Annotated in this window: 20 protein-coding genes and 1 tRNA gene; 9 read left to right on the top strand and 12 right to left on the bottom strand. The window is 72.1% G+C overall.

The features are described 5' to 3' along the window. Positions 1–150: 150 nt before the first annotated feature. The 4 genes from ACZ4UU_RS14770 to ACZ4UU_RS14755 are packed head-to-tail and all read right to left on the bottom strand — an operon-like array spanning position 151 to position 5,171. Entirely contained in the window at positions 151–1,485 is a 1,335-nt protein-coding gene (locus ACZ4UU_RS14770) for an AAA domain-containing protein (RefSeq protein WP_468039874.1), read from the bottom strand. After that, the gene (locus tag ACZ4UU_RS14765) at positions 1,482–3,086 is read right to left on the bottom strand and encodes a hypothetical protein (protein ID WP_468039873.1); all 1,605 of its coding nucleotides are present in this window, start codon (positions 3,084–3,086) and stop codon (positions 1,482–1,484) included. The genes ACZ4UU_RS14770 and ACZ4UU_RS14765 overlap by 4 nt, the downstream gene beginning before the upstream one ends. After that, the gene (locus ACZ4UU_RS14760) at positions 3,077–4,210 is read right to left on the bottom strand and encodes a hypothetical protein (protein WP_468039871.1); all 1,134 of its coding nucleotides are present in this window, start codon (positions 4,208–4,210) and stop codon (positions 3,077–3,079) included. Before ACZ4UU_RS14760 ends, ACZ4UU_RS14765 begins: the two co-directional genes overlap by 10 nt. Then, positions 4,161–5,171, bottom strand: coding sequence for a phosphatase PAP2 family protein (locus ACZ4UU_RS14755; RefSeq protein ID WP_468039870.1), 1,011 nt, complete (start codon positions 5,169–5,171; stop codon positions 4,161–4,163). The genes ACZ4UU_RS14760 and ACZ4UU_RS14755 overlap by 50 nt, the downstream gene beginning before the upstream one ends. A 188-nt stretch (positions 5,172–5,359) precedes the next feature. On the opposite strand from ACZ4UU_RS14755, the gene ACZ4UU_RS14750 reads away from it, so the two are divergent. Then, entirely contained in the window at positions 5,360–5,956 is a 597-nt protein-coding gene (locus ACZ4UU_RS14750; RefSeq protein ID WP_468039868.1) for a histidine phosphatase family protein, read from the top strand. A gap of 24 nt (positions 5,957–5,980) precedes the next feature. Here ACZ4UU_RS14750 and ACZ4UU_RS14745 read toward each other — a convergent pair whose 3' ends face one another. After that, positions 5,981–7,477 carry a hypothetical protein gene (locus ACZ4UU_RS14745; protein ID WP_468039866.1) on the bottom strand — a complete coding sequence of 499 codons (1,497 nt, stop codon included), beginning with the start codon at positions 7,475–7,477 and terminating at the stop codon, positions 5,981–5,983. A gap of 305 nt (positions 7,478–7,782) precedes the next feature. On the opposite strand from ACZ4UU_RS14745, the gene ACZ4UU_RS14740 reads away from it, so the two are divergent. Together ACZ4UU_RS14740 and ACZ4UU_RS14735 are read left to right on the top strand one after the other, a co-directional pair. Further along, on the top strand, positions 7,783–8,223 hold the full coding sequence (locus ACZ4UU_RS14740) for a hypothetical protein (protein WP_468039864.1): 441 nt from the start codon (positions 7,783–7,785) through the stop codon (positions 8,221–8,223). 46 nt (positions 8,224–8,269) lie between these two features. Next, positions 8,270–9,139: a spermidine synthase gene (locus tag ACZ4UU_RS14735; protein ID WP_468039862.1), complete on the top strand. Its 870-nt coding sequence runs from the start codon at positions 8,270–8,272 to the stop codon at positions 9,137–9,139. A gap of 15 nt (positions 9,140–9,154) precedes the next feature. On the opposite strand, the gene ACZ4UU_RS14730 is transcribed toward ACZ4UU_RS14735, so the two are convergent. Next, entirely contained in the window at positions 9,155–9,685 is a 531-nt protein-coding gene (locus ACZ4UU_RS14730; RefSeq protein ID WP_468039860.1) for a hypothetical protein, read from the bottom strand. Positions 9,686–9,831: 146 nt separating this feature from the next. Between ACZ4UU_RS14730 and ACZ4UU_RS14725 the strand changes: the two genes are divergently transcribed. The 5 genes from ACZ4UU_RS14725 (at position 9,832) to ACZ4UU_RS14705 (ending at position 18,172) form a co-directional block, all read left to right on the top strand. Continuing rightward, the gene (locus tag ACZ4UU_RS14725) at positions 9,832–10,536 is read left to right on the top strand and encodes a response regulator transcription factor (protein ID WP_468039858.1); all 705 of its coding nucleotides are present in this window, start codon (positions 9,832–9,834) and stop codon (positions 10,534–10,536) included. Further along, positions 10,533–11,936 (top strand): sensor histidine kinase, encoded by a 1,404-nt coding sequence (locus ACZ4UU_RS14720; protein ID WP_468039856.1) that lies wholly within the window; start codon positions 10,533–10,535, stop codon positions 11,934–11,936. Before ACZ4UU_RS14725 ends, ACZ4UU_RS14720 begins: the two co-directional genes overlap by 4 nt. A 119-nt stretch (positions 11,937–12,055) precedes the next feature. Further along, positions 12,056–13,519 (top strand): glycoside hydrolase family 18 protein, encoded by a 1,464-nt coding sequence (locus ACZ4UU_RS14715; protein ID WP_468039854.1) that lies wholly within the window; start codon positions 12,056–12,058, stop codon positions 13,517–13,519. Positions 13,520–13,671: 152 nt separating this feature from the next. Continuing rightward, positions 13,672–13,983 carry a trypco2 family protein gene (locus tag ACZ4UU_RS14710; protein ID WP_468039852.1) on the top strand — a complete coding sequence of 104 codons (312 nt, stop codon included), beginning with the start codon at positions 13,672–13,674 and terminating at the stop codon, positions 13,981–13,983. Then, positions 13,967–18,172: a trypsin-like peptidase domain-containing protein gene (locus tag ACZ4UU_RS14705; RefSeq protein WP_468039850.1), complete on the top strand. Its 4,206-nt coding sequence runs from the start codon at positions 13,967–13,969 to the stop codon at positions 18,170–18,172. Before ACZ4UU_RS14710 ends, ACZ4UU_RS14705 begins: the two co-directional genes overlap by 17 nt. A gap of 81 nt (positions 18,173–18,253) precedes the next feature. On the opposite strand, the gene ACZ4UU_RS14700 is transcribed toward ACZ4UU_RS14705, so the two are convergent. The 4 genes from ACZ4UU_RS14700 to ACZ4UU_RS14685 all read right to left on the bottom strand — a co-directional run bounded on the left by ACZ4UU_RS14700 (position 18,254) and on the right by ACZ4UU_RS14685 (position 23,068). After that, positions 18,254–19,672: a GH1 family beta-glucosidase gene (locus ACZ4UU_RS14700; protein WP_468040211.1), complete on the bottom strand. Its 1,419-nt coding sequence runs from the start codon at positions 19,670–19,672 to the stop codon at positions 18,254–18,256. Between the two features lie 137 nt (positions 19,673–19,809). Continuing rightward, positions 19,810–20,721, bottom strand: coding sequence for a carbohydrate ABC transporter permease (locus ACZ4UU_RS14695; protein ID WP_468039848.1), 912 nt, complete (start codon positions 20,719–20,721; stop codon positions 19,810–19,812). Beyond that, entirely contained in the window at positions 20,718–21,746 is a 1,029-nt protein-coding gene (locus ACZ4UU_RS14690) for a carbohydrate ABC transporter permease (RefSeq protein WP_468039847.1), read from the bottom strand. The genes ACZ4UU_RS14695 and ACZ4UU_RS14690 overlap by 4 nt, the downstream gene beginning before the upstream one ends. Then, complete coding sequence (locus ACZ4UU_RS14685; protein WP_468039845.1) at positions 21,743–23,068, bottom strand: ABC transporter substrate-binding protein; 1,326 nt, start codon at positions 23,066–23,068, stop codon at positions 21,743–21,745. The genes ACZ4UU_RS14690 and ACZ4UU_RS14685 overlap by 4 nt, the downstream gene beginning before the upstream one ends. 372 nt (positions 23,069–23,440) lie before the next feature. Between ACZ4UU_RS14685 and ACZ4UU_RS14680 the strand changes: the two genes are divergently transcribed. Further along, a complete protein-coding gene (locus ACZ4UU_RS14680; RefSeq protein WP_468039843.1) occupies positions 23,441–24,496 on the top strand; it encodes a LacI family DNA-binding transcriptional regulator in 1,056 nt (351 codons plus the stop codon). Between the two features lie 51 nt (positions 24,497–24,547). Here ACZ4UU_RS14680 and ACZ4UU_RS14675 read toward each other — a convergent pair. After that, positions 24,548–24,620: transfer RNA gene (locus ACZ4UU_RS14675), tRNA-His, on the bottom strand. A 107-nt stretch (positions 24,621–24,727) separates the two neighbouring features. Next, positions 24,728–25,330: an oligoribonuclease gene (orn, locus tag ACZ4UU_RS14670; RefSeq protein ID WP_468039841.1), complete on the bottom strand. Its 603-nt coding sequence runs from the start codon at positions 25,328–25,330 to the stop codon at positions 24,728–24,730. Between the last annotated feature and the right edge of the window lie 158 nt (positions 25,331–25,488).

The raw sequence follows: 25,488 nt of genomic DNA, 5'->3' as shown, positions 1-25,488 counted from the left end.
CCCGGTGCTCCGCCGGCCGGGCCGGCACCGCGTGGTTGGCCTCCCAGCCGTCCGGGCTGTGTTCATCGGCCGCCTCCGGCGGCGTGCCGGACTCCGTCCGGCGGAGGGGTGGTGTTGTGGTGGAGCCGGTTGGGTGGGTGTGGGTGGCGTTCACGGTTGCCACCTCACCCGGTGCTCCGCCAGCCGGGCCAGCACCGCGTGGTTGGCCTCCCAGCCGTCCGGAAACTTCACCAGCGTTCCCAACTGCACCGGCTCCGTCGACGGATAGTCGTCGAGCAGGTCGCTCACCCCTGCCCGGCACACGACGATGCAGGCGTGCCGATGGCGGGAGGCGAGGACGCACAGGCGGCCTGTCTCCAGGTGGAAGGCGGTGGCGTCGGGGCGGCCGGAGAGGGGGTGGAGGACCACGGTCACGTCGTACTCGCGGCCTTGGAGGCGGTTCGCGGTGTCGACGGTGACGTCCGTCACGCCCAGCTCGGTCAGCGCCGCCCGGACCGACGCCGCCTGGTCCCGGTGGGCCGTGCCGACCGCGATCCGGTCGGCGGTGAGGGGCGCGGCGTCGGGTGAGCGCTCCGACGTCGCCGCGCCACCCCGGTCCAGCAGGCGCCGGACGACCATAGCCACCGCCCGTACCGCCTCGGGGTCCGTGCGCGGGGTGTGCCGGGCGGGCAGCTCCAGCAGGCCCCAGCCCGACTCCGCCGCCTCGTCGATCACCCGGTCGGGGCCCGTGCCGTCCGACGGGACCGCGAAGGACAGGCGGCGGTCGTCGTGGCCCGTGCCGCTGCGGAACGGGGTGTACGGGTAGAAGGCGTCGGAGACCAGCGGCGCGGCGGAGGCCGGGAGCCGCCAGGAGACCGGCAGGCGGTGCTGGGGCAGCTCGGGGTTGTGGGCCAGAAGGGTGGTGACGGCGGAGGCCGACGGGTCGTACGACAGGCCCGCCCACTGCTCGCTGCCGACGATGGAGAAGGGGTCCAGCTGGCCGGGGTCGCCGACGAACAGTGCCCGCTCGAACAGGCCGGCCACCGCGAGCAGCGAGTCCGAGCGCATCTGGTACGCCTCGTCCACGATCGCGTGCCGCCAGGGCTCGTCCACCTTCACGTGCGCCCATTTGGCCGCCGTGGAGATGACGACCGAGAGGCCGCCGAGTTCGCCCGCCTTCGCGGACTTGCGTACGTTCGGCAGGTCGTCCAGCGCCTTGTCGTACGGGTCGGCGTCACTGCTGTGCAGCCGGCCCACCGGCAGCTCGGGGTTCTTCTCGGCGAGCCTCAGCACCAGGTCGTCGACCTGGGCGTTGGTCTGCGCGACGACCATCAGCGGGCGCCCGGCGTCGGCGAGTTCGAGGGCCGCGCGGACCACGAGCGTGGACTTGCCGGCGCCGGGCGGGGAGTCGACGACGACACCGCGCGCGGTGCCGTGCAGCGTGTCGTGGAGGATCGCGTCGGTGGCCTCGGTGGCCGCGGCACCGGGGTCGAACACGGTGGTCACAGCACGTCCTCCTCGGTCAGCGGATCGGCGGCCTCGGACTCCGGCTCCCCGGGCGGCCCGCCGTGCGTCCACGGCGTCTGCTCCGGGTCGGGCAGCTTCGCGCCGCCCCGCTGCTCGTGCTCGAACAGCGTGAAGCACAGCACGTCGCCCTTCTCGGGCACCGATCCCTCCTCCGGCTCCTTGCCGCGGCCCATCTTGTCCAGCACCCGCAGCACGATCAGCGCACTGTCGTCCGTGGCTTCCCCCTCGTATCCGACGAACTCCGCCGACTGAGGCTTCCCGCCCAGCGACCGGAACACCTTCGCCCGCTCGCCCAGATGCGGTCGGTCATCCGTGCGAACGGTGACCAGTGGGCGCGGACTGGGCCGCTTGCCCTCGCTGTACGCCATCACGACATTGGTGACCTCGCCCGCGAACGCCTCCCCGGACAGCCGCCGCCCCGCCATCACCAGCGGGTCGTCGAGTGCCTCCTGCGCCTCCAGCCGCGCCTGTTCGCGCTCGCGTGCGGCGAGCTTGTTGGCGGCGGTGACCGCGTCGTCGCGGCGCGGCTGCGGGGGCTCGCCGGCGATCACGCGGTCGCGGTGCCCGGTGAAGGACCAGCGGTCGCGGGTCCACCGCTCCTCGACCCGCGAGGCCTCCGGCAGCTCCCGCAGGCGGTCGAGGCCCCGCCACACCGCGTCCCAGGTGGGCCGGGTCCGGCTCGCCACGAGGGCGCGGATCTCCCGCTCGGCGGCGGTCAGGTCACCGAGCCGGTCGTCCGCCTCCAGCCCGTCCTCGGCGGCGGCGAGGGCGGTGCGGGCACGGTCGTAGCGCTCGATGGCGGGGGCGAGCAGCTTGTTGTCGAACGCCGGGTCGGTGGCGGGACCGGCGGGCGGGCACAGCAGCTGGCCGTCCCGGTCCCGCGCGAGTTCCGCGCGCAGGGCCGCCTCGGCGCCCGTCTCGCCGTCCGGCGGATCGATCCAGGCGAGCAGTGCGCCGAGGTGCTGGTCCTCCAGCGTGGACTGGCCGGTCGCCCAGTGCCGGGCCAGTACGTCCGTCATGGCCAGCAGCAGCGAGGAGCCCGGCACCCGGGCCCGCTCGGCGAAGTGGGTCAGCCACCGGCCGAGCAACGGCACGCGCGGAGGCGCCGGGTAGGGGGCCTCCGGGTCCTGTTCCGCCGTACGCCTGAAGCGCATGGAACGGCCGAGGAGCCGTACGAAGTCGACGCCCGCGCGGCTCGGCACGATCAACTGCGGAGCGTCCGCGCACAGTTCCACCTCGACCTTGACCCGTTTGCCGGTCTCCGGATCGGTCTCGCTGCGCTCGGCCGCCTCCACGTTCTCGGCATAGGTGTCGATGTACGGCAGGACGACGTCGGCCAGCTCGGACAGGAACGCGAACCTGAGGTCGCGGTCGCGCGGCTGCGGTACGACCAGCAGGTGCGGGGCGTCCCGGTCCGTGCCGACGAGCGCGCCGAGCGGGGCGCCGGCCTCACCGGCGGTGGTGAGCGGCACGAAGACCAGGGGCCGCTCGGACAGCCGCCGGTGCCGGACGGTCGCGGCGGGCTGGGCGCGGCCCGTGCTGACGGCTTCCAGCCGGGCGAGGGTGGAGATCAGCGACACGCGGCCACCGCCTCCAGGCCGAGGGCCTCCGCCCGCAGCCGCGCCGCCCTGCGCAGGGCCGCCACCGCCGGATCGTCCGGGTCACCGGACTCGCCGCGGGCCGCCGACAGGACGCTCTCGACGGTCGTCAGGTCGCCCAGCTCGGCCCGTACCGAACGGCCCAGCGACGTCACCGCGCCGGACGCGCGCGACCGGGCGCGGCAGTGGAAGGCCAGCTCACAGGCGGACAGACAATCGGGCGCGTACGTCGCCGGAACCGACTCGACGGCCGCCGTCAGGTCGGCGGCGGGCAGCTCGGGGGAGAAGCAGACGCCGTCGGGGAGGCCGTCGGCGATGTCCTCGATGCGGGTGAGACGGGCCAGCTGACGGGCGGTGACCGCGCGCTGTTTGCGGACGTCGACGGCGGAGGCGGTGGGGTGGTTGGAGAAGTCCTTGGGGCAGACGAGGAAGATCCGGTGGCGCACCCGCGGGGCGGGGTTCAGCCGGGCGGCGACCTGCTCCAGCGCCAGTACGTACACCGCCGACTGCCGTGCGGCAGCGCCGACCTTCGCCGGGTCCGCCGAACCGTCCAGCATCGGGAAGGACTTGATCTCCACGACCGTCCAGCTGCCGTCCGGGTGCACGACCACCGCGTCCGGCTCCAGGAAGGCGGGCGAGCCGGCGACGTCCAGCGCGAGCATGGGGTGGTCGAGCAGCGTCCACTCGCCAGGGGCCTCGGTGGCCTCGCGCAGGGCCAGCGCCGTACGGGCCGTGCGACCCTCGGGGCCGGTCGCGGTGAGCTCGGGCACACGCGCGTGGGCGGGCGGTTCGGCGGTGCGGTCCAGTCTCTCGTGGACCAGCCGCAGCAGCTCCGCGCCGCCGTCCGCCTTGACCTTGGCCTCGAAGGCGTTGCCGCGCGTGAGGGCGAACTGCGACTGGCCGAAGGCCGACGGCGAGCCCAGCGCGCTCGCCAGGGCCGCCTTGTTCACCCCGGCGCCGTCCAGGATCGCGCGCCGCTTGCAGCCGGGGTTGGCGGCGAGGGCGGCCAGGGCGCGCGCGTCGAGCGCCTTGGCCGGTACGTCGGGACCGCGCAGCTCAGCGAGCCGGTGCCGGAGCGCCGTCCCCCGCGTCCTGGGGAGAGGCACTCGGCTCGGCTCCGGATCCGAGCCGGGACTCGCGCTGCCGTGGAATTCGCTCACCCGCGGAAGTCTGGCATCCGCCACTGACAATCGAGGAAGAAGTGTCGTCCGAGGCCACGGTGACGGTCTCGCGCGTACCCTTCGCGACCGTGCCGACGGAGCCCGTCCCGGCCGTCGCGACGGAGGAGGCCTGCGCCCCGAACCGGGCCCGGACCCGGTCCGCGGTCCGCAGGACGTACGGCGTCAGCAGCAGCCCGACGCCCATCACGGCGGCGCCCGCGACCGCGTCGAGGAAGTAGTGGTTGGCGGTGCCCATCACGACGATCGTGGTGATCAGCGGGTAGGCGACGGCCGCCACCTTCGTCAGGCGCGTCCCGCCGTACCGCCACAGCATCACCCCGCACCACAGCGCCCAGCCGACGTGCAGGCTCGGCATGGCCGCGTACTGGTTCGTCATGCCGCCCATGCCCTTCGGCGCGCTCGCCGCGCCGCCCCACCAGCCGTACGAGCTGTACTGGGCCATCGTGTCCACGAAGCCGTGGCTCGCGGAGAGCAGCCGGGGCGGGCAGGTGGGCAGCAGGGTGAAGCCGATCAGGCCGATGAAGGTCGACGTCATCAGCCAGGTGCGGGCCGCGCGGTACCGGACGGTGCGGGACCGGAAGATCCAGACCAGGAGCGCGGGGGTGACCAGGTAGTGCAGCGACGCGTACCAGAAGTCGGCGGGGACGCCGAGCCAGGGCTCGCGGGTGAAGAGGCGGTTGAGGGGGTGCTCCGCGTTGAGGTACAGGGCCTTCTCGATGTCCAGGATCGCCAGGCCGTGGTCGACGGCATGGCTGACATCGCCCCGGGCGAGGAGCCGGCCCGCCGAGTAGCAGGCGTAGACCAGGAGTATCAGCGGCAGCTCGGTCCACCAGCGCAGGCGGGTCCGCGGCGTCGCCTCCACGCCAGTTGTCTCGGCGTGTGGCATCCGATCGCCTCCCCCTTCTTGTCGCGGCGCCCGGTTGACCGGTCGTACCACTTTACGGTGTTCGCGCGCGCCCCCTTCGGGCGCCCCGGCCCTCAAGACGCAGAGATCGCCCCCCGGGTTGCCCCCGCACAGCGTGCGGGATGATGGACGGGTCTCGCCTCTCATTTCTCTCGGAAGGGCACACCTTCATGGCACCGCGCATCCTGCTGGCCCGGCACGGACAGACGGCCTGGTCGCTGTCCGGCAAGCACACGGGCAGGACCGATGTGCCGCTCCTGGAGGAGGGCCGCCGGGGCGCGAAGCTGCTGGGCGAGCGCCTGCACCGGCCGCCGTACGACGGCCTCGCGGAGGTCGAGATCCGCACCAGCCCGCTCTCACGCGCGCGTGAGACGTGCGAGCTCGCCGGCTTCGGGGAACGAGCGCGTACCTGGGACACGCTCATGGAGTGGGACTACGGCGCATACGAGGGCATGACGCCCACGGAGATCCAGGCCGTGCGTCCCGGCTGGCTCATCTGGCGCGACGGCGTACCGGAGGGCGAGAGCCTGTCCGAGGTGACGGCCCGGGCCGACGAGGCGGTGGCATGGGCACGCGAGGCCGACCGCGACGTGCTGGTCTTCGCGCACGGGCACATCCTGCGGTCCATAGGCGCGCGCTGGCTGGGCCTGCCGCTCGACTTCGCGGCACGGATCCGGCTGAACCCGACGTCGCTGTCGGTGCTGGGATGGGCGTACGGGGAACCGGCGATCGAGAGCTGGAACGACCTGGGGCACCTGGCGTTGTAGCCCGTCGAGCGCGGGCCCTGCCGGTCACGCCATGCGGGGCGCGCTCGCGTGCCGCTCCAGAAAAGCCGACACACCACTCGCCCGCCGGTGCGGCAGCAGCACCCGCGCCGTGCCCGCCAGCATCGTCTGGACCCGCGACGACTGCACCTGGTCGAGCAGGTCCAGCACCCGCATCCCGGCCGCCGCCGCCTCGTCCGGGCACCCGCCCCGGGCCAGGTCGTCCGCCAGCTCCGCCGTGTACAGCGCGATGTTGCGCGTGAAGTGCGGATCCTGGAGCTGGGCCGCCCGCCCGGCGTGCCGCGCCGCCCGCTGCCAGTTGCCCAGTATCGACCAGCACTGCGCCTCCAGCACCTCCAGCTCGGCCTCCCCGTAGAAGCTCATCCACTCGGGGTCGGCTTCACAGTCGCCCCGCCCATAGAGGGCCTGCGCGCGGACGAGGGCCTGTTCGCAGCCGGTGCGGTCGGCGAGCCCGGCCCAGCCGCCCGCCTCGCGCAGCGACAGCAGCGACATCAGGCGGGGGGAGCCGAGGGGGCGCGCGGCGCGCTGCGCGGCCTGTGCCGCCCGTACCGCCTCACGCGGCCGGCCCGCGTCCCGGGCCAGGAACGACATGTTGCAGAAGGCGTGTGCCTCCAGCGCCGGGTCGCCCGCCATCCGGGCCGTCGCCAGCGCCTCCGCGTAGTGCGAGCGGGCGTCGTCGAAGCGGCCCGAGTCGTGCGCCAGCCACCCCACCGAGATGGCCAGTTCGCCCGCGCCGGAGTGCAGCCGGTCGCCGATCGCCTGCCGGGTCGTACCGGCGTCGAGCAGCTCGTACGCGGCCCGCAGCGGGGCCGCCGCGCGCCGGTAGAGGCCGTCGGCGCCGTGCCGGTCGTCGAGCAGCCGGATACGGCGTACCGCTTCTTCGAGCGCGTCCGCCTCGTGTCCTCCGACACGCCGGACGGGACGCTCGACGGCCGCGGCGTCGAAGGCGAGCCCCAGCGGGCTCAGCGAGGCGGCGGCCACTGTGGCGCCCCCGCCGGTCATGAATGCGCGACGCAGCACGTCGCTCTCCTCGTGGATCTCGTGATTCTGGTGGTTCTCGTGGTTCTGGTGGTTCTGTTCCGGCCCGCACGGGTCGTGCGATGCGTACGGGTTCTGCGGGTCATACGGCTCGTGGCCACCCCATGTCTCACTGGTGGCGCACGCCGGGCTCGTGGTGTGCACGAGGGGCGCGTCCTCGGCGTTGAGCGCCCGGCGTCCGCGTACGGACGAGCGGGGCGCGAAGCCCAGGTCGGTGAGCGTGCGGCCGGGGAACATGTGCAGGAACACCCGTTCGTACGCGTAGTTGGGGCAGCGGATCTCGCCGGCCTCGACCCGCCCGACGTAACGCGCGTCACAGCTGACCCGCTCACCGATCTCGCGAGCGGCCCGTCGTACCACCGCGGCGAACTCGGCCGGCGAGCGCTGGCCGCGCAACTGCCGGAATGCGAGATTCGGCCTCGGTGGCCGGGTGGGCTGGGACGAGGTCAGCTCTGACGACGCCATGGCCGGGTCCTCTCATGCGAACCGTCGAACCATGCCGGAGCGGGGGCGAGTTGAGCCCGGTGTCCGTACCGAACACCCGTGTCGAATGTCCGTACCGAATATCCGTGTGGTGCCCTTGCTGTCGGCGGGCATGAACGTACCTGCTGTAGCGGACCCGCCACGCAGTGTTTGGCTACAAAACGGATATCTCATACGTGATCTGCCATGAACTGCCATCCTTTGCGGCGGACTTCCGCCGTAGCCGTTGACTTCGCGGCGCGTTGAACTCCTCGGACTGCACAAGGGGTTCCGTGGTGGAGGTCGGGATGGAGACCAGCCAGAGCATCGCTCCGCATACGCCGTCGACGACGGCGGGGCACGCGCCGGCCGCGGAGTGCGGCGAGCCACCGGAGGCGGGCTGCGACGTGGTCACGGTTCCGGCGCGGCAGGGACTGGAGGCGGTCGACATCCTGCGACGCGGGACGGGCGGGGACGCGGTGGGGCCCGTACTGCACGACGGCGGCGGCGACACCCTCGGCTTCGTGGTCCCGTCGGGCACCGCGGCCGCCTGGGACGTGCCCGGCAGCACCTGCACGGAGACCGACGGCCGCGGACTGAGCCTGAACCTCAACCCCGAGCCGCCCGTCGAGGGCTCGGACTGGCTCCTGCCGCCCGGCGAGGCCGACCTGGCGACGGATCCCGCGGTGCTGCGGGCGGCACTGGGCGAGGCCGCGCGGCTGCTGGAGGCGGCCGACAACTGCCGGTGACGGCGCTGCCCGGGCGGCGCCGCGAGCCGCTTGCGACAATGACCGCATGGGAAAGTCCAGGAACGCCAGGCGCCGGTCGGCCGCGGCCGAGCCGGTCGTCGAGCGCGTCGACGGCGGCCTCGCCGAACTGATACCCGACCCGGACCGCGCCCGGGCCTGGACCCTCCTCATCGACGGGGCCCCTCAGTCGCACGTCGACCTGGACGACCCGGCCCACCTCTCCTTCGAGTACCAGCGTCGCCTCGGGCACGTCATCGACCTCGTCGCCCCACCGGGCAGGCCCGTACGGGCCGTGCACCTCGGCGGTGGCGCCTTCACGCTCGCCCGCTATGTCGCCGCCACCCGGCCCCGGTCCACCCAGCAGGTCGTCGAGCGGGACGCCGCCCTTGTCCAACTGGTACGCAGGGAACTGCCGTTGGATCCGGGTGCCCGGATCAGGGTGCGGTCGACGGACGCGCGGGACGGGCTCGCCAAGGTGCCCGACGGGTGGGCCGACCTCGTCATCGCCGACGTCTTCAGCGGGACCCGGACCCCCGCCCACCTGACCTCGACGGAGTTCCTCGACGACGTCCGCAGGGCACTCGCGCCGGGCGGTGTGTACGCCGCCAACCTCGCCGACGGCCCGCCGCTCGCGCATCTGCGCGGCCAGATCGCCACCGCCGCCGACCGGTTCGCGGAGCTCGCCCTGGTCGCCGACCCGGCCGTACTGCGCGGCAAGCGCTTCGGCAACGCCGTCCTCGTCGCCTCCGACCGCCCGCTGCCGGTCGCCGAACTGACCCGCGGCGCCGCCTCCGACCCGCACCCCGCGCGCGTGGAGCACGGCAAGGCGCTCACCGACTTCACCGGTGGCGCCGTGCCCGTGACCGACCTCGCGGCGGTGGCCTCTCCGGCCCCGCCCCCGTCGGTGTTCCGGTGACGGGGTGCCGGTGACTCAGTAGTCCCCGATCTCCACCCGCGGCGGGCCGTCGTGCCAGGTGCAGAACACCGACACCCGGTCCGCGCCGACGCTGAACTCCACCCGGATCCACGTCTCCGTCTTCCACACCTGCATCGACCAGCCCGCACCCGGCGTGGCCGAGACGAGGGACGCGTCGCTCGCGCCGATGTCGAAGACCACCCGGCCGCCGTCGGTGTCGTAGCTCTTGACCTGGCCGGACGTGGCGGGGGAGGGGCTGGGGTTCTTCGACGGTGCCGTCGAGGGGGTGGGGGTGCGGGGCTTCGCGGTCGGCTTCGGCGAAGGGCTCGCGGGGCTCGACGGACCCTTCGACGGGGTCGGCCGGTTCGTGGACGACGCCAGCGGCTTCGACTCCTGCGTCGTCGCGTCGGCGGCCGTGATGGGCAGGGCACGAGGGCGGTCGTACACGGTGCCCGCCATCACCGTGTGGACACCCCACCACGACAGCGTGACCGCCGCGCCGGTGGCGAGCGACCAAGCCAGTACGTGTACGAGTCCTCTGCGCATCGCGGGCCATACTGCCTCACCCGTCCCGAGCGTGTCGCGCCGTTGTGCGCGGGCGTGAAGTCGCCCACACGGGTGCGGTTGTCCACAGGTGGTGAGTTGTCCACAGGTCCGGACCGGGCTCGGGCGCATGGCGTACGGTGCGGCGCATGGCAAGTGTGCTCGTGGTCGAGGACGACCAGTTCGTACGCTCGGCGCTCATCCGGCACCTGACCGACGCCACCCACACGGTACGCAGCGTCGGTACGGCACTGGAGGCGCTGCGCGAGGTCGCCCATTTCCGTTTCGACGTCGTGATCCTGGACCTCGGTCTGCCCGATCTGGACGGCTCTGAGGCCCTGAAGATGCTGCGCGGGATCACGGACGTACCGGTGATCATCGCCACGGCGCGGGACGACGAGGCGGAGATCGTCCGGCTGCTGAACGCCGGGGCGGACGACTATCTGACCAAGCCGTTCTCGGTGGAACACCTGTCGGCCCGGATGGCCGCCGTCCTGCGCCGGGCCCGGTCGGGCAGCGCCGAGGCCGCGCCGTCCAGCGTGCTGCGCGTCGGCGGCCTGACCGTCGATCCGCTGCGCCGCCAGGCCGAGTTGGACGGAGCCGGCCTGGACCTGACCCGCCGCGAGTTCGACCTGCTCGCCTTCCTGGCCGGCCGGCCAGGGGTCGTCGTGCCCCGCAAGGAGCTGCTCGCCGAGGTGTGGCAGCAGTCGTACGGCGACGACCAGACCATCGACGTCCATCTGTCCTGGCTGCGCCGCAAACTGGGCGAGACCGCCGCAAATCCGCGCTATCTGCACACCCTGCGGGGTGTCGGCGTGAAGCTGGAACCACCCGTGGGGGAGCCGCCGCGATGAGGTGGGCACTGGTCAAGGTCTGTCTGGCGGTCACCACCATGGTCGTGGTCGCCTTCGCCGTCCCGCTCGGACTCGTCATCCGGGAGATGGCCCGCGACCGCGCTTTCTCCAACGCCGAGCGGGAGGCCGCCGCCGTCGCCCCGGCGCTGTCCATCACCACCGACCGGGACCAGCTGGAGCGGGTCGTCGCCTCGGCCGGATCGGACGCGGGCATGGCCGTGCACATACCGGCCTCCGGTGACGCGGCCGCCGTCGACCTCGGCCGGCAGCGCGCCGCCGCCGACGACATCGCGACCGTACGACGCCTTGGCCGCGCCTCGACCAGCGAGGTCCCCGGCGGCTCCACGCTGCTCCAGCCGGTCGCGCTGAGCTCCGGCGAGATCGCCGTCGTCGAGGTGTACGTCCCCGACGCGGAGGTCACCAACGGCCTCGCCACGGCCTGGGCGGTGCTCGCCGGGGTCGGCCTCGCGCTGATCGTCGGATCGGTCGCGGTCGCGGACCGGCTGGGGGTACGGATGGTGCGGCCCGCGCAGCGCCTGGTCGAGGGAGCGCACGAGCTGGGGGAGGGCAAGCTGGGCGCCCGGGTGCCCGAGGAAGGGCCGAACGAACTGCGGCTGGCGGCGGTGGCGTTCAACTCGATGGCCGACCAGGTGGTGCAACTGCTTGCGAACGAGCGGGAGTTGGCGGCCGACCTGTCCCATCGCCTGCGCACCCCGCTGACGGTGCTGCGGCTGAACGCGGCCTCGCTCGGGGACGGCCCGGCCGCCGAGCAGACCCGGGCCGCCGTCGCCCAGCTGGAGGGTGAGGTCGACAAGATCATCCGTACGGCGCGGGAGGCCAAGCCGCAGACGGTGGCGGCCGGTCCGGGGGCCGGGTGCGACGCGGCCGAGGTGGTGCGTGAGCGCATGGCGTTCTGGTCGGCGCTGGCGGAGGACGAGGGCCGCAAGGTGCGGGTGGCCGGCGTGGAGCGGCCGGTGCGGATACCCGTGGCCCGGGCGGATCTGGCGGCCGCGCTGGACGCCCTGCTCGGCAACGTCTTCCGGCACACGTCCGAGGGCACGGCGTTCGCGGTCGACGTGCACAACGGCGAGGACGCGGTGATCGTGCTCGTCTCGGACGCGGGGCCCGGCATCTCCGACCCCGAGGCGGCGATGGCGCGCGGGCGGGGCTCGGGCAGCGCCGGCTCGACCGGGCTCGGCCTGGACATCGTGCGGCGGCTCGCGGAGTCGACCGGCGGGGACGTGCGGATCGGGTCGTCGGTGCTGGGCGGGACCGAGGTGCGGATCTGGATCCAGCTGGACGGCCGGGCGCCCGTGCGCAGGGGGCATCGAGGGGCTGTCCGAAGACGCCGCCCCGGCAGATTGGTCTCTACCTTTAACCGTCCCCGATCCCTTCCTTAAGCGCACCCTAAGGTCCGCAACACCGGTCTGGATCAGGGCTTTTGCCCGATTCCGGATCGCTAGCGTGCTGCCGCACCCCACCCCCGGGAACCCCCGTGATGAGCGAAGGCAGGCACGTGATGAGTACGCACCGGCGCAAGGTCAGCGGCAGGAACAAGGCGATCGGCGGTCTCGTCGCCGCGGCCGTGGTCGGCGGCGGCGCGATCCTGTTCACGGGTACCGCCCAGGCGGCCGGTATCGGGGCGGCGTACACGAAGACCAGTGACTGGTCGACGGGGTACACGGCGCAGTACGTCGTCACCAACAACAGCGGCGGGACCAAGAAGGACTGGACGCTGGAGTTCGACCTCCCGGCGGGCTCGAAGTTGAGCTCCCTGTGGAACGCCGAGTCGAAGGTGAGCGGGCAGCACGTCACCGTCACGCCGCCGAAGTGGGACCGGGACGGGCTCGCGGCCGGTGAGTCGGTGACGGTGGGCTTCGTGGTCAACGGTACGGGCGCCCCGGCCAGTTGTCTGATCGACGATGCCAAGTGCTCAACGGACGACAGCGCGACACCCGAGCCGAGCGGGCGCCCCACGTCCACCGGGTCCGCCACGCCGACACCGAAGCCGACGGCCACGCCCACCCAGAGCAAGCCCCCGACCACGACCCCCACCGCCAAGCCCTCGGAGACCCCCGGCACCGGAGCCGCAGCCGGCTTCGCCCCGTACATCGACACCTCCCTCTACCCGGCGTTCGACATGGCGGCGAGCGCCGAGGCCACCGGCGTGAAGAACTACAACCTCGCCTTCATCACCGACGGCGGCGGCTGCACCCCGAAGTGGGGCGGCGTCACCGACCTCGGCACCGACGCGGTGGCCGCGCAGATCGGCGACCTGCGCGCCAGGGGCGGCGACGTCCGTGTCTCCTTCGGCGGCGCCGCCGGCAGCGAGCTGGCGACGACCTGCTCCTCGGCGGACGCGCTGGCGGCGGCGTACGGCAAGGTCGTGGACGCGTACAAGCTGACCAAGGTCGACTTCGACGTCGAGGGCGGCGCCCTGCCGGACAAGGCGGCCAACACCCGCCGTGCCCAGGCGATAGCGAAGCTCCAGCGGCAGCACCCGGACCTGGACGTCTCCTACACCCTCCCCGTCATGCCGGAGGGTCTGACCCAGCCCGGCGTCGACCTCCTCGCCGACGCCGAGCGGAACGGCGTGAGGATCGACGCCGTCAACATCATGGCGATGGACTACGGGCCCGCGTACAGCGGCGACATGGGCACCTACGCCGAACAGGCGGCCACCGCCACCCAGGCCCAGGTCAAGAGCGTGCTCGGCCTCTCCGACAGCGCGGCCTGGAAGACGGTCGCCGTCACCCCGATGATCGGTGTCAACGACGTCACCACCGAGATCTTCAAGGTCGACGACGCCGCCCAGCTGGTGAAGTTCGCCCGGTCCAAGGGCCTCGGTTGGCTGTCGATGTGGTCGGCGACCCGCGACCAGCAGTGCGCGGGCGGCGAGAAGCCGGCGGCGGACGCGACGTGCAGCTCGGTCCTCCAGGAGAAGTTCGCCTTCTCGAAGGCGTTCGCGGCGTACGGCGAGTAGCCCCGAGCCGTCCACGGGCAACCACGACACGGGGGTCGCGCGCCCCGGCCGGTCTTCCCCCCCATCCGGCCGGGGCGCTTCGTCGCGGCGTGACCGGTGGCTGGTGACGGGGCGCCTTGTAGCATTTGAGCACCGCTGTACAAGGGGGACGCGTGATCGAACTGGCCGACATGATCCGTGAGTTGCGGGAGCAGCTGACCAGCGCGCTGGCGGACGGCGACGGCAGGATGCTGCGCTTCGAACTGGGTCCCGTCGAGGTCGAGGCGTCGGTCGCCGTCACACGGGAGGGCGGCGGGGACGCCAAGGTGCGGCTGTGGGTCGTGGACGCCGGGGCGAGCGGCAAGTACGGGCACGCCGAGACACAGCGGGTCACGCTCACGCTCACTCCCAAGGTGGTACCGCCGGGCGGCGGTGCCGCACAGACGGCGTTGATCGCGGGTGACGCGGTTGACGGCGAGATCTGAGCGAGGGCTGCGGGCGGAGCAGGTCGCGGAGATCATCGTCAGCCTGCCGGAGCCGAAGGGCAGGGGGCGGCGCGGCTCCGGGTATCTCGTCGCGGCGGGCAGAGTTCTCACGGCCGCGCATGTGGTCGAGGGTGCCGTCGGCGTGCGGGTCCGATTCGAGGCGGGCCGGCCTGGAGAGTGGGCGGTCGACGCGACGGTGGCGTGGAGGCACGACGGCATCGACGTCGCCGTACTGGCTCTGCCGGAGAGCGCTCTGCCGGAGCGCGCCGTGATCGGTTTCCGGCCCGTCTCCCTCGGCGAGGTCAGCGACCACGACGCGGTGCTCAGCTGTACCGCGATGGGGTTTCCCCGCTTCAAGCTCCGCGCGGACGCCACCGGCCGGCCCTTCCGGGACGCCGAGCACATGGACGCGAAGTGCGCCGTGCTGGCCAACCGGCGCGAGGGCACCCTGGACCTGCGGATCACCGCGCCGCCCGCCGAGGACCCGGATCCCGAGCGGGATGCCTGGGAGGGGATGTCGGGGGCGGCCGTCTTCAGCGGCGGGTACCTGGTCGGGGTCGTCAGCCGGCATCACCGCAGGGAGGGAACGGGGCGGATCGCGGCGGGCCGGGTGGACCGGTGGACGGACCAACTGAACGCGAATGAGCGGGCCGCTCTGGGAGCCCTGCTGGGCCGGCACGTCATGGGGCTGCCGTCCGCCGTGCCCCGGAGCGGCCTCGACCTCGTCCAGGAGATCTACCGCGCCCAACTCGCCGACATCGCACCCGAGATGCTGGACGAGCGGCAGACGGAGCTGGCGGAACTGGTCTCCTTCTGCGGCGGGCCCGAGCCGTACCGCTGGATCCAGGGCCGACCGTGGGCGGGCAAGACGGCGCTGGCGGCATGGTTCGCACTGCATCCGCCACGCGGGGTCGTGCCGGTGTGGTTCTTCATCACGGCGCGGTACGCCGGCCAGTCCGACGGCGACGCGTACACGGCGTCGGTCATCGACCAACTCGCGTTGATCGCGGGCCGCGAACCGTCGGCGACGGGCTCTCCCGCAGCGCGTGACGGCGAACGCCGGCTGCTGCTGCGCCAGGCGGCGGAACGGGTCGCCGAGGACGGCGGCACCCTGCTGCTGGTCGTCGACGGCCTGGACGAGGACCAGTCCCGGGTGCCCGGTGGCAGCGGGAGCAGCATCGCCTCACTGCTACCGGAACGGCCTCCGGCGAACGTACGCGTCCTGGTGACCAGCAGGCCGAGCCCCGGAATTCCGTCGGACGTCGGTGGGGGACACCCGCTGCGGCACTGCCCGGTCGTGGAGCTCGCGACTTCGGAAGCGGCCCGCCACACCGAGCACGAGGCCAGGTACGACCTCCAACAGGCGCTGGCCGGAGACCAGTTGGAGCGCGACGTGGTCGGCCTGCTCACCGCGGCGCGCGGCACGCTCACGGTCGAGGACCTGCGTGAACTGACCGGTGAGCCCGGTTATCTGGTGCGGCAGAGGCTCGGGAGTGTGTTCGGACGCATCCTGCGGCTGCGGGGCGGCGGCTTCGAAGGCTCCGGTGAGTCCGACGTGACGCTGTACACGACCAGCCGCGGCTACCTCTTCGCCCACGAGACACTCCTCGTCGCCGCCCAGGACGAACTCGGGCCTGACGTGGACGCGTACCAGGACCGGTTGCACGCGTGGGCGCGGACGTACGAGCGTCGGGGCTGGCCGGAGAGCACCCCGCTGTATCTGCTCCAGCCGTACGGCCGCCTGGTCGCGTTCCTTCTCGACACAGGGCGGGCCACCGGCCTCGCCACGGACCCCAAGCGCCGGGATCGGCTGCGGGAGGCGACGGGGAGCGATGCGGCGTGCCTCGCGGAGATCGCGGCGGCCGGGGAGACGGTTCGGCGGGCCGCCCCCGACGACCTCGGGTCACCGGCGGCACTCGCGGCGGCCGGGGATCTGGTGGCCCGGCGCAACGCGTCGCTGCATCCGGACATCCCGGCCGTGCACGCGCGACTCGGCCGGGTTCGGCAGGCCATCGGCCTGGCCCGCAGCGTCTTCCGGCCCGAGGACCGCGCCCGGGCGGTCCTCGGAGTGGCCCGCGTGCTGGCGGAGGCGGACGACAGCCGGGCGGTGCGGCTGGCGACGGAGGGGTTGCGGCTGGCGGAGGAGATGGTGGCCGGGACGGTGCCCGCCCGCCTCGACACGCCTGACATGGTGGCGCGTGGAATGCGAGCGACTGCTCTGGCGCTGGCGGGGCGCGAGGAAGAGGTGCCGCAGGCGTTCCGGGAAACGCCCCGACCCCACGATGACCCGAGCGCCAAGACCTATGTCAAAGCCCTGGTCATGACCGCCGCTGTGCTCCGCGACCCGGCGGGCGCGGCCGGCCTGCTCCGGCTGGCGGCGGAGTCAGCCGGGCTGATCGAGTTCCTTCCGGATCGCGTTCGCGCTCTGGCGAGCGTCGCCGAGTCGTGCTCGGCGTGCGGCTTCCCCGAGGACGCGACGAGGATCTACGACTCGGTGGTCGCGCTCGCCGGGCGTCGTGACTCGAGCGATTTCGAGAACCTGTACGCGGTCGCGGCCGAGGCCCTGCGGGACACGCGCCCCCGCGAGGCCGAGCGACTGGCCGCGCTGGCCATGGCGACGCTGCACCAGGACCAGGACCAGGACCAGGACCAGGACCAGGACCAGGACGAGGACGAGGACGAGGCGACATGTGGTGACGTCTGCACCCTCGTGGCCCTGGAGCGGATGACGGAAGCCCACCGGCTCGCGCAGGCCCAGGCCGTCAACAACCCCGGCACGCTGCGGGCGCAAGCGGTCACCTGGGCGGTGATGGCCGAAGGCTGGGCCCGCAAGGGGGCGGCGGTCGAGGCCTGGGCGGCCCTCGAACGGTCCCGGTACGACCGCTTCCGCGACGGGGATGTCGACGACTCCATGCAGCGAGTCGTCGCACTCCTTGCGAAAGCCGGTGCCGCCGAGCAGTTGGTGGCCGTACTGCTCACCGAGGACTACTCCGCACCGCAGGACGGCCCTTCATGGTGGGAGGCCGCCGAAGCGCTCACCGCGCTCGCCTGTCACCGCGCCGCCGACGACCCGCAGCGGTCGCTGGAGCTCCTCCACACGGCGGAGCACGGACACCGGTCGACGGCAGCGCCGATTCGCGGGGTCGCTCAGGAGCGCCTCGCCGCCCTGGCTGGTGCCCTCGCCACCGCAGGAAGGACCGACGACGCGGAGCGACTCCTGGCGGTGCTCGACGAGCCCGATGAACGCGCCTGGGGCCTGGCCGCCGTATCACTGGCCGTCGTGGAAAGCGATCCCGGCCGGGCGCGGGCGCTCGCCGAGAGAGCCGTCGACATGTCGCTCTCCGCGGGCGGCTGGGCGCTGCCCTCCTCGCTGCCCCCTGCCCTCCAGGCGCTGGGGTGGTCCGGCGCGGCCGAACGCGTCACGGAGGAACTCGAGGACCTCGTGCGCAGGCGCGCATCGCTGACCGCCCATGGCCGTGGTGACATCCGTGCGGAGGCCGCCGCGGGCCTGTGGTCGCACGCCCCCGCACTGGCGGGCCGCCTGGTGGACGAAGCACTGCGCGGTGTGCTCGGTGACCCCGTGCCGGTCGCACACCTTCTCGTCGCCGTCGGGCGCCACGATCGCGAACGCGGTGAGCGGCTCAGGAAACTGCTGGAAGCCGCGGACCTGGACCACGACGGGAACCAGCAGTCCAGCGGGGAGGTGTTGCTCAGCCTGCTGACCGCCGCGACGGACCCGGTCGCCGCCCGCGGCCGGCTCGACGCCGTGGTGTCGGGGGACGAGCGACGGTCCTCGCGCGGCCCGCGCGCAGGAGGCGGAGCGGCCCTCGCCTATGCCGCGCTCGGCGACCACGAAGCGGCCCGGACCACGGCCCGGCGCGAAGAGGACGCGGAGCTGCGCGCGGACGCCCTCGCCCAGCTCGCCGCGTACACCGCCGCGCTGCCCGCGGACCGGACACCGGTTCCGTTCCGCGACCCGTACGACATCACCCTGCTCGCCCGCCGCCTAGCCACTCTCCTCCTCCCACCCCCATCCCGCCCCGACCTCCCGCGCGCACGGGCCCTCCTCGCGGAACTCCTCACCCCGCAGAGCTGGCATCACGCGGTACCGGTGCTCGCCGCGATCGATCCCGCCGCGGTACTGCGAGTACGGGACGTCGTCTTCGCCCATCTGGGGCTCGGCGACTGAGGGTTCCGTCCAGCGGGTCGGCCGGGGCGCGGCACGCCCCCTCCCCGCGCCGCGCCCCGCCCCCCGATCCGGTACCCGCGGTCAGAGCTCCGTCTCCACCGCCGGCAACACCCCCGTCCGAGCCGCCTTCCCGTACCAGTACGCACTCGACTTGGGCGTCCGCTCCAGCGTCGAGTAGTCGACGTACACCGCCCCGAACCGCTTCCCGTAGCCGTACGCCCACTCGAAGTTGTCCATCAGGGACCACAGGTAGTAGCCGCGGACATCGGCGCCGTCGGTGATGGCGCGGCGGACGGCGGCGAGATGGCCGTGCAGATAGGAGATGCGCTCCGGGTCGTGGACGCGGCCGTCGGGGTCCGGCTTGTCGTCGTAGGCCGCGCCGTTCTCGGTGACGTAGAGCGGCAGTCCGGGCGCCTCCCGGGAGTAACGCATGATCAGCTCGTGCAGGCCGGTCGGGTCGATCGTCCAGCCCATCTCCGTGCGCTCACCCGGGGTCTGGTGGAACGTCACGTCGTCCGCGCACGGCCACGGCGAGTGTTCGCTCGCCCCGTGCCCGTCCGCTCGTGGCCCGCCGACCTCGGTCTCCGCCGCCGACACCAGCGCCGGGGTGTAGTAGTTCAGCCCCAGGGCGTCCAGCGGCTGGTTGATCGCCGCCAGGTCGCCGTCCAGGACGTACGACCAGTCCGTCACCAGCTCCGTCGCCGCGTACAGCGACTCCGGGTACACGCCGTGCAGGATCGGGCCGTGGAAGACGCCGTTGGCCAGGTCGTCGATCTTCCGGGCCGCCGCCAGGTCCGCCGGGTCCTGCGAGAACGGCCGCACCACGGAGGAGTTGAGGCTGAGCGCCACCGAGTTGCGGGCCGGCATCACCGAGCGCAGGGCCGTGGTGCCCAGGCCGTGCGCCAGGTTGAGGTGGTGGGCCGCCCGCAGCGAGGCCGCCGGTTCCGTACGGCCGGGCGCGTGCACCCCCGAGCCGTAGCCCAAGAACGCGCTGCACCACGGCTCGTTGAGCGTGATCCACTGCTCCACGCGGTCGCCGAGCGCCTCACCGACGATCTGCGCGTACTCGGCGAACCGGTACGCCGTCTCGCGCTCCGGCCAGCCGCCCGCGTCCTCCAGCTCCTGCGGCAGATCCCAGTGGTAGAGGGTGACGGCGGGCTTGATGCCCTTCGCCAGCAGCTCGTCCACCAGCCGGCGGTAGAAGTCCAGGCCCCGCTGCACGGCCGGACCACGGCCCGTCGGCTGGACGCGCGACCAGGAGACCGAGAAACGGTACGCGCTCAGGCCGAGCTCGGCCATCAACGCCACGTCGTCGCGGTAGCGGTGGTAGTGGTCGACAGCGATGTCACCGTGCTCGCCGCCCGCCGTCTTGCCCGGCGTGTGGCTGAAGGTGTCCCAGATCGACGGGGTGCGGCCGTCCTCCCGCACCGCCCCCTCGATCTGGTAGGCGGACGTCGCCGCGCCCCAGAGGAAGGCGGGGGGAAAGGACACGGAGGACATGGGTTCAGGCATGGAAGCGCTCCCATTAGGGGTCGTGGAGACCGACGGGGTAGGAGGGGGGAAGGTGGTGCGGGGGCCGAGGCGGCGGTGACCCGGCCCCCGGGGAGTCGTAGGCAGGAAGGCGGGGCGGGCGCGCGTCAGCCCTTGACCGCGCCCTGCATGATGCCGCCGACGATCTGCTTGCCGAACAGCAGGAAGGCGATCAGCAGCGGCAACGTGCCGAGCAGGGCACCCGCCATGATCACCGCCTGGTCGGGGACATAGCCGGTGCCGAGGGAGTTGAGGGCGACCTGGACGGTCGGGTTCTCCTGGTTCAGGGCGATGATCGGCCACAGGAAGTCGTTCCAGGCGAACACGAAGGTCAGCAGGCCGAGGACGGCCATCGCCGGCCGCGCCGCCGGGAACACCACGTGCCAGACGACCCGCAGACTGCTCGCGCCGTCCACCCGCGCCGCCTCGATCAGCTCGGTCGGCAGCGCCTGGAGCAGGTACTGCCGCATGAAGAACGTACCGAAGGCCGTGCACAGCGTCGGCAGGATGACCGTCTGGAGCTGGTTCGACCAGCCGAGGTCCGCCATCCACAGATACAGCGGTACGACCGCCAGCTGCGGCGGGATCATCATCGTGCCGATCGTCAGCATCAGCAGCAGACCGGAGAACCGGAACCGCAGCTTGGCGAAGGCGAAGCCGGCGAGGGTGGCGAACACCACGGTGCTGATGGTGATCGTGGCCGCGACGAACGTGGTGTTGAACATCGCGGTGCCGAGCCCGCCCTCCTCCCACGCCCGCTCCATGTTCTTGAACAGGTTCCCGCCGAACCACAGCGGCGGCGGGGTCTCCGCGAGCCGCCGGTCGGTGCGCGAGGCCGCGATCGCCGTCCACACCAGCGGGGCCAGCGACACCAGCGCGAACACGGTCAGGACGACGTACGTCAGCGGACCGGCGTGCAGCTGCTTGCCGGCGCCCATCACCCGGGGCCGTTCGCGCCGCGGCTTCGACGTCTTCGCGGCCTTCGATGTCTGAGGAGACGTCAGTTCGCTTGTGCTCATTGGGACTTCCTCAGCCGTCGGGAGACCAGCAGTTGGATCACGGCGACGATCAGCAGGATCAGGAACATCGACCAGGCGATGGCGGAGGCCTTGCCGAGGTTGCCGATGATCCAGCCCTGGTCGTACATGTACAGACCGAGCGTCTGGTACTGGTGCCCGGAGCCGCCCTTCGAGCCGCTCACCCCGCCGAACAGCAGGGGCTCACCGAAGAGCTGGGTCGCGCCGATCGTGGAGACGACCACCGTGAACAGGATCGTCGGCCGCAGCTGCGGAATCGTCACATGCAGGAACTGCTGCCAGCGGTTGGCACCGTCGATCGCCGCCGACTCGTAGAGGTCGGCCGGGATGGCCTGCATCGCCGCCAGGTAGATCAGCGCGTTGTAGCCGGTCCAGCGCCAGATCACGATCGACGAGACCGCGAACTGCGAACCCCAGTCGGACTCGCGCCAGTTCACCGGGTCGATCCCGACGAACTCCAGCAGCCAGTTGATCATGCCGCCGTCCCACGAGTACAGCAGCACGAACACCAGCGTCGCCGCCGCCACCGAGGTGGCGTACGGGGTGAGCATCACGACCCGCCACACGGTCGAGCCGCGCAGCTTGTAGTTGAGCAGATGCGCCAGGCCGATCGCCATCAGCAGCTGCGGCACCGTGGAGATCACACCGATGGTGAACGTGTTCCCCAGCGCGTTCCAGAAGAAGTCCGAGGTCAGCAGGTTCTGGTAGTTGTCCAGGCCGGTCCAGGTCTGGCCGTCCAGGTTGGACAGCTGCACGTTGTGCAGCGAGTACCAGGCCGTGTACAGCAGCGGGACGAGCGAGAACGCCCCGAAGACGATGAAGAAGGGGGCGATGAACGCGTACGGCGACGCCTTCATGTCCCAGCGGTACAGCCTGCTGCGCCAGGAGTCCTTCCCCGGCGGGGGTGTACCGCGACCCTGAGCGCGGCGGGCCGCGCCCGGCTGGTCACCGGGCGCGGCGTCGGCGCTCGACGCGGGATGCGCGAGAGCCTGCTTGGGGCTGGTCACTGGCCGAGCACGTCCTTGATCTCCTCGGACGCCGCGTCCCAGCCCTCGTCAGGGCTCTTGCCCTTCTGCTCGACCTGGAGGATGCCGATGTCGGTCAGGGCCGTGTTGATCGCCTGGTCCTTGATCCCGAAGTACTGCGACGGGATGGTCTTCGCCGAGTCGGAGAAGATCTGCGTGATCGGCGCGTTCGAGAAGTACTCCGTGGTGGCGGCCGCCGGCTTCAGCGTCGAGTACGCCGACGGGGTCGACGGGAAGCTGGCCTGCTTGGCGAAGACCTTCGCCTGCTGCTCGGGCGCGGTCAGCCACTTCGCCAGCGCGATGGCCTCCTTCTGGTGCTTGCTCGCCGTCGGCACACCGATGAACGAACCGCCCCAGTTGGCCGCGGTCGGCGCCGCCGCCACGTCCCACTTGCCCTTGCCGGAGTCACCGGACTTCTCCAGGATGTAGCCGATCATCCAGGCCGGGCAGGCCACCGTGGCGAAGGTGCCGTTCGCGTAGCCCTGGTCCCACGGCTTGTCGAACTGCTTCAGCTTCGCCGACATGTCGCTGGTCGCCACGTCCATGGCCACGTCCCAGGCGTTCTTGACGCCCTGCGAGTTGTCCCAGTCGACGGTGCCGTCGTCCTTGTAGTAGCGCTGGTCCGCGCCGCCGAGGGCCGCGTTGTAGACCGAGGACGCCGAGTCCACGAACTTGGTGCCGCTCGGCGCCTTCTTCATGTACTGCTTGCCCAGGTCGACGTACTTGCCCCAGTCGCCCTTCCACTGCTCGGCGAGCTTGGTGCGGTCCGTCTCCAGGCCGGCCTTGTCGAAGAGGTCCTTGCGGTAGCAGATCGCCATCGGACCGACATCGGTGCCGAGCCCGATCAGCTTGCCGTCCTTGGTGGTGGCCTGGGCGTTCTTCCAGTCCAGCCACTGCGACTTGTCGACCTCCTTGCCGAGGTCCACGAACTTGTCGGCCTGCGTCTCCACGGCCTCGGTGATGTTCATGACCTCGATGGCCTGGATGTCGTCGGCACCGGAGCCGGCCTGGAGGCGGGTGAGGACCTTCGGCCAGTAGACGTCGGTACGGGTGGTGACGTTCTCCTTGATGGTGATGTCGGGGTTGAGCTTCATGTACTCGTCGTAGAGGCCGGCCTGCTTGTAGCCGAAGGTGCCGAAGGTGCCGATGGTGAGGGTGGTCTTGCCACCGCCGCCGTTGCCACCGCCCTCGTTCGAAGAGCCGTCGTCCGAGTCCTCGGCGCAGCCGGCGAGCAGCCCTGTCGTCAGCGCGGTAGCGGCCGCGAGGGCCATCAGCCGGCGGGACCCGCGGGTACTCGTGCGCATTGGTTCCTCCTGTTGCCTGACCTGCCGACCCCCCGGCCAACTGCACTTGCTGGGCCCGTTCATTGTTCACGCTGCGGCTCGGGCGGGGAACGTGCGGGATGTGTATGTGTCAGGTACTGTGGGAGCGCTCCCACAGGTGATGTGTTGAAGGTTCGTCGGTCCGGGCGGGGGTGTCAAGGGTGGGGGAGCGGAGTTCTGTGTTCAGTTATCGGGCCGTTAACTGGACCGCCTGAGTCCGTCCGGCGACGGAGGACGAGGTCGTTCGGGCCGGAGCGCGGGTGGGGGGCGGCGGCCCCCGGGGACGGTCACTTTATTGGCGGGACTGTTAAATTCCAGGCCAGCGTAAGGACAACGGCGGGAAAGGCGGGGCCCATGGCAACCCACGGAACGCGGGGCCGTAGCGGCGGTCGGCCCACCCTCGAAGAGGTGGCGGCCCGTGCCGGCGTGGGCCGGGGCACCGTCTCCCGCGTGATCAACGGCTCGCCCCGGGTCAGCGACGCGACCCGCGCCGCGGTGGAGGCGGCCGTCGCGGAACTCGGTTACGTCCCCAACACGGCGGCCCGCGCCCTGGCGGCGAACCGCACGGACGCCATCGCGCTGGTGGTACCCGAACCGGAGACACGGTTCTTCGCGGAACCGTACTTCTCAGACATTCTCAAGGGTGTGGGTGCCGAACTCGCGGACACCGAGATGCAACTGCTGCTGATCTTCGCGGGCAGCGACAAGGAACGCCGGCGCCTCGCCCAGTACCTGGCGGCCCACCGCGTCGACGGCGTCCTGCTGGTCTCGGTCCACGCCGACGACCCGCTGCCCGACCTGCTGTCACAGTTGGAGATCCCGGCGGTGATCAGCGGCCCGCGCTCCGCCGCGGAGAGCCTGACCTCGGTCGACTCGGACAACTACGGCGGCGCCCGCTCGGCCGTCGAGCACCTGATGTCCCGCGGCCGCACGAGGATCGCCCACATCACCGGCCGCCTCGACGTCTACGGCGCCCAGCGCCGCGTCGACGGCTACCGCGACGCCCTGCGCGACGCGGGCCACCCCGTGGACGACCTGCTGATCGAGCCGGGCGACTTCACGGAGGAGGGCGGCCACGCGGCGATGCAGTCCCTGCTCTCCCGCTGCCCCGACCTCGACGCGGTGTTCGCGGCCTCGGACGTGACGGCGGCCGGCGCCCGCCAGGTCCTGCGTGAGGCGGGCCGCCGTATCCCCGACGACGTGGCGTTGGTCGGCTACGACGACTCCGCCATCGCCCGTCACATGGACCCGCCCCTCACCAGCGTCCGCCAGCCCATCGAGGAGATGGGCCGAAGGATGATCGACCTGCTCCTCGCCGAGGTCGCGGACCGCCGGCCGGCGATGTCGCGGGGCCTGGAGCGGACGCAGATGGTGCTGGCCACGGAGTTGGTGACGCGGGCGTCCTCGTAGAAAAGCTTCAGCCGGTGACTTCGTTTCCGAAGTCACCGGCTGAAGACCGAGGGTGAGTGACGGGACTCGAACCCGCGGCATCCTGGACCACAACCAGGTGCTCTACCAGCTGAGCTACACCCACCATGACCGGCTTTGGGTTTCCCCGACCGGCCGAGAAAAAGTGTACAGGGTCCGAAGGGGTGCTCGCGCACAGATTCCGCGGCGCCCCCCGCAGCACCCCTCACATCCCTACTGAGCAGGCAGAACGTGCTTCGCGGCGATCGACTTCGCGGTGTCGGAATCCGGGCCGGGCTGCGGCACGAAGACGGCCTCGCGGTAGTAGCGGAGTTCGGCGATGGACTCGCGGATGTCGGCGAGGGCGCGGTGGTTGCCGTTCTTCTCCGGGCTGTTGAAGTAGGCACGCGGATACCAGCGCCGGGCGAGCTCCTTGATCGAGGAGACATCGACGATCCGGTAGTGGAGGTAGTCCTCCAGCGTCGGCATGTCGCGCAGCAGGAATCCGCGGTCGGTGCCCACGGAGTTGCCGCACAGCGGGGCCTTGCCGGGTTCCTTCACGTGCTCGCGTACGTACGCCAGGACCTGCGCCTCGGCGTCGGCCAGCGTCGTGCCGCCGGCGAGTTCGTCGAGGAGGCCGGACGCGGTGTGCATCTGACGCACCACTTCCGGCATCGTCTCCAGCGCCGAGTCCGGCGGGCGGATGACGATGTCCACTCCCTCGCCGAGGATGTTCAGCTCGGAGTCGGTGACGAGGGCGGCAACCTCGATGAGCGCGTCGTCGGACAGCGAGAGGCCGGTCATCTCGCAGTCGATCCACACCATGCGATCGTTCATGCGAACACCCTACGGCTGAGGTCCGCTTTTCGGGGTGCCCGGTGTCCAGGCGGGGGTGGGGGGGGGGGGGGGGGGGGGGGGGAGGGGAGGGGGAGGGGGGGGGGGGGGGGGTGCTTCTCCCCACGACCGCCACCCGCTTGTCCAGCTGGGCGGCGCGG

The sequence above is a fragment of the Streptomyces sp. NPDC028907 genome, assembly GCF_055564995.1.
This window is presented reverse-complemented; position numbering and strand designations above follow the sequence as displayed.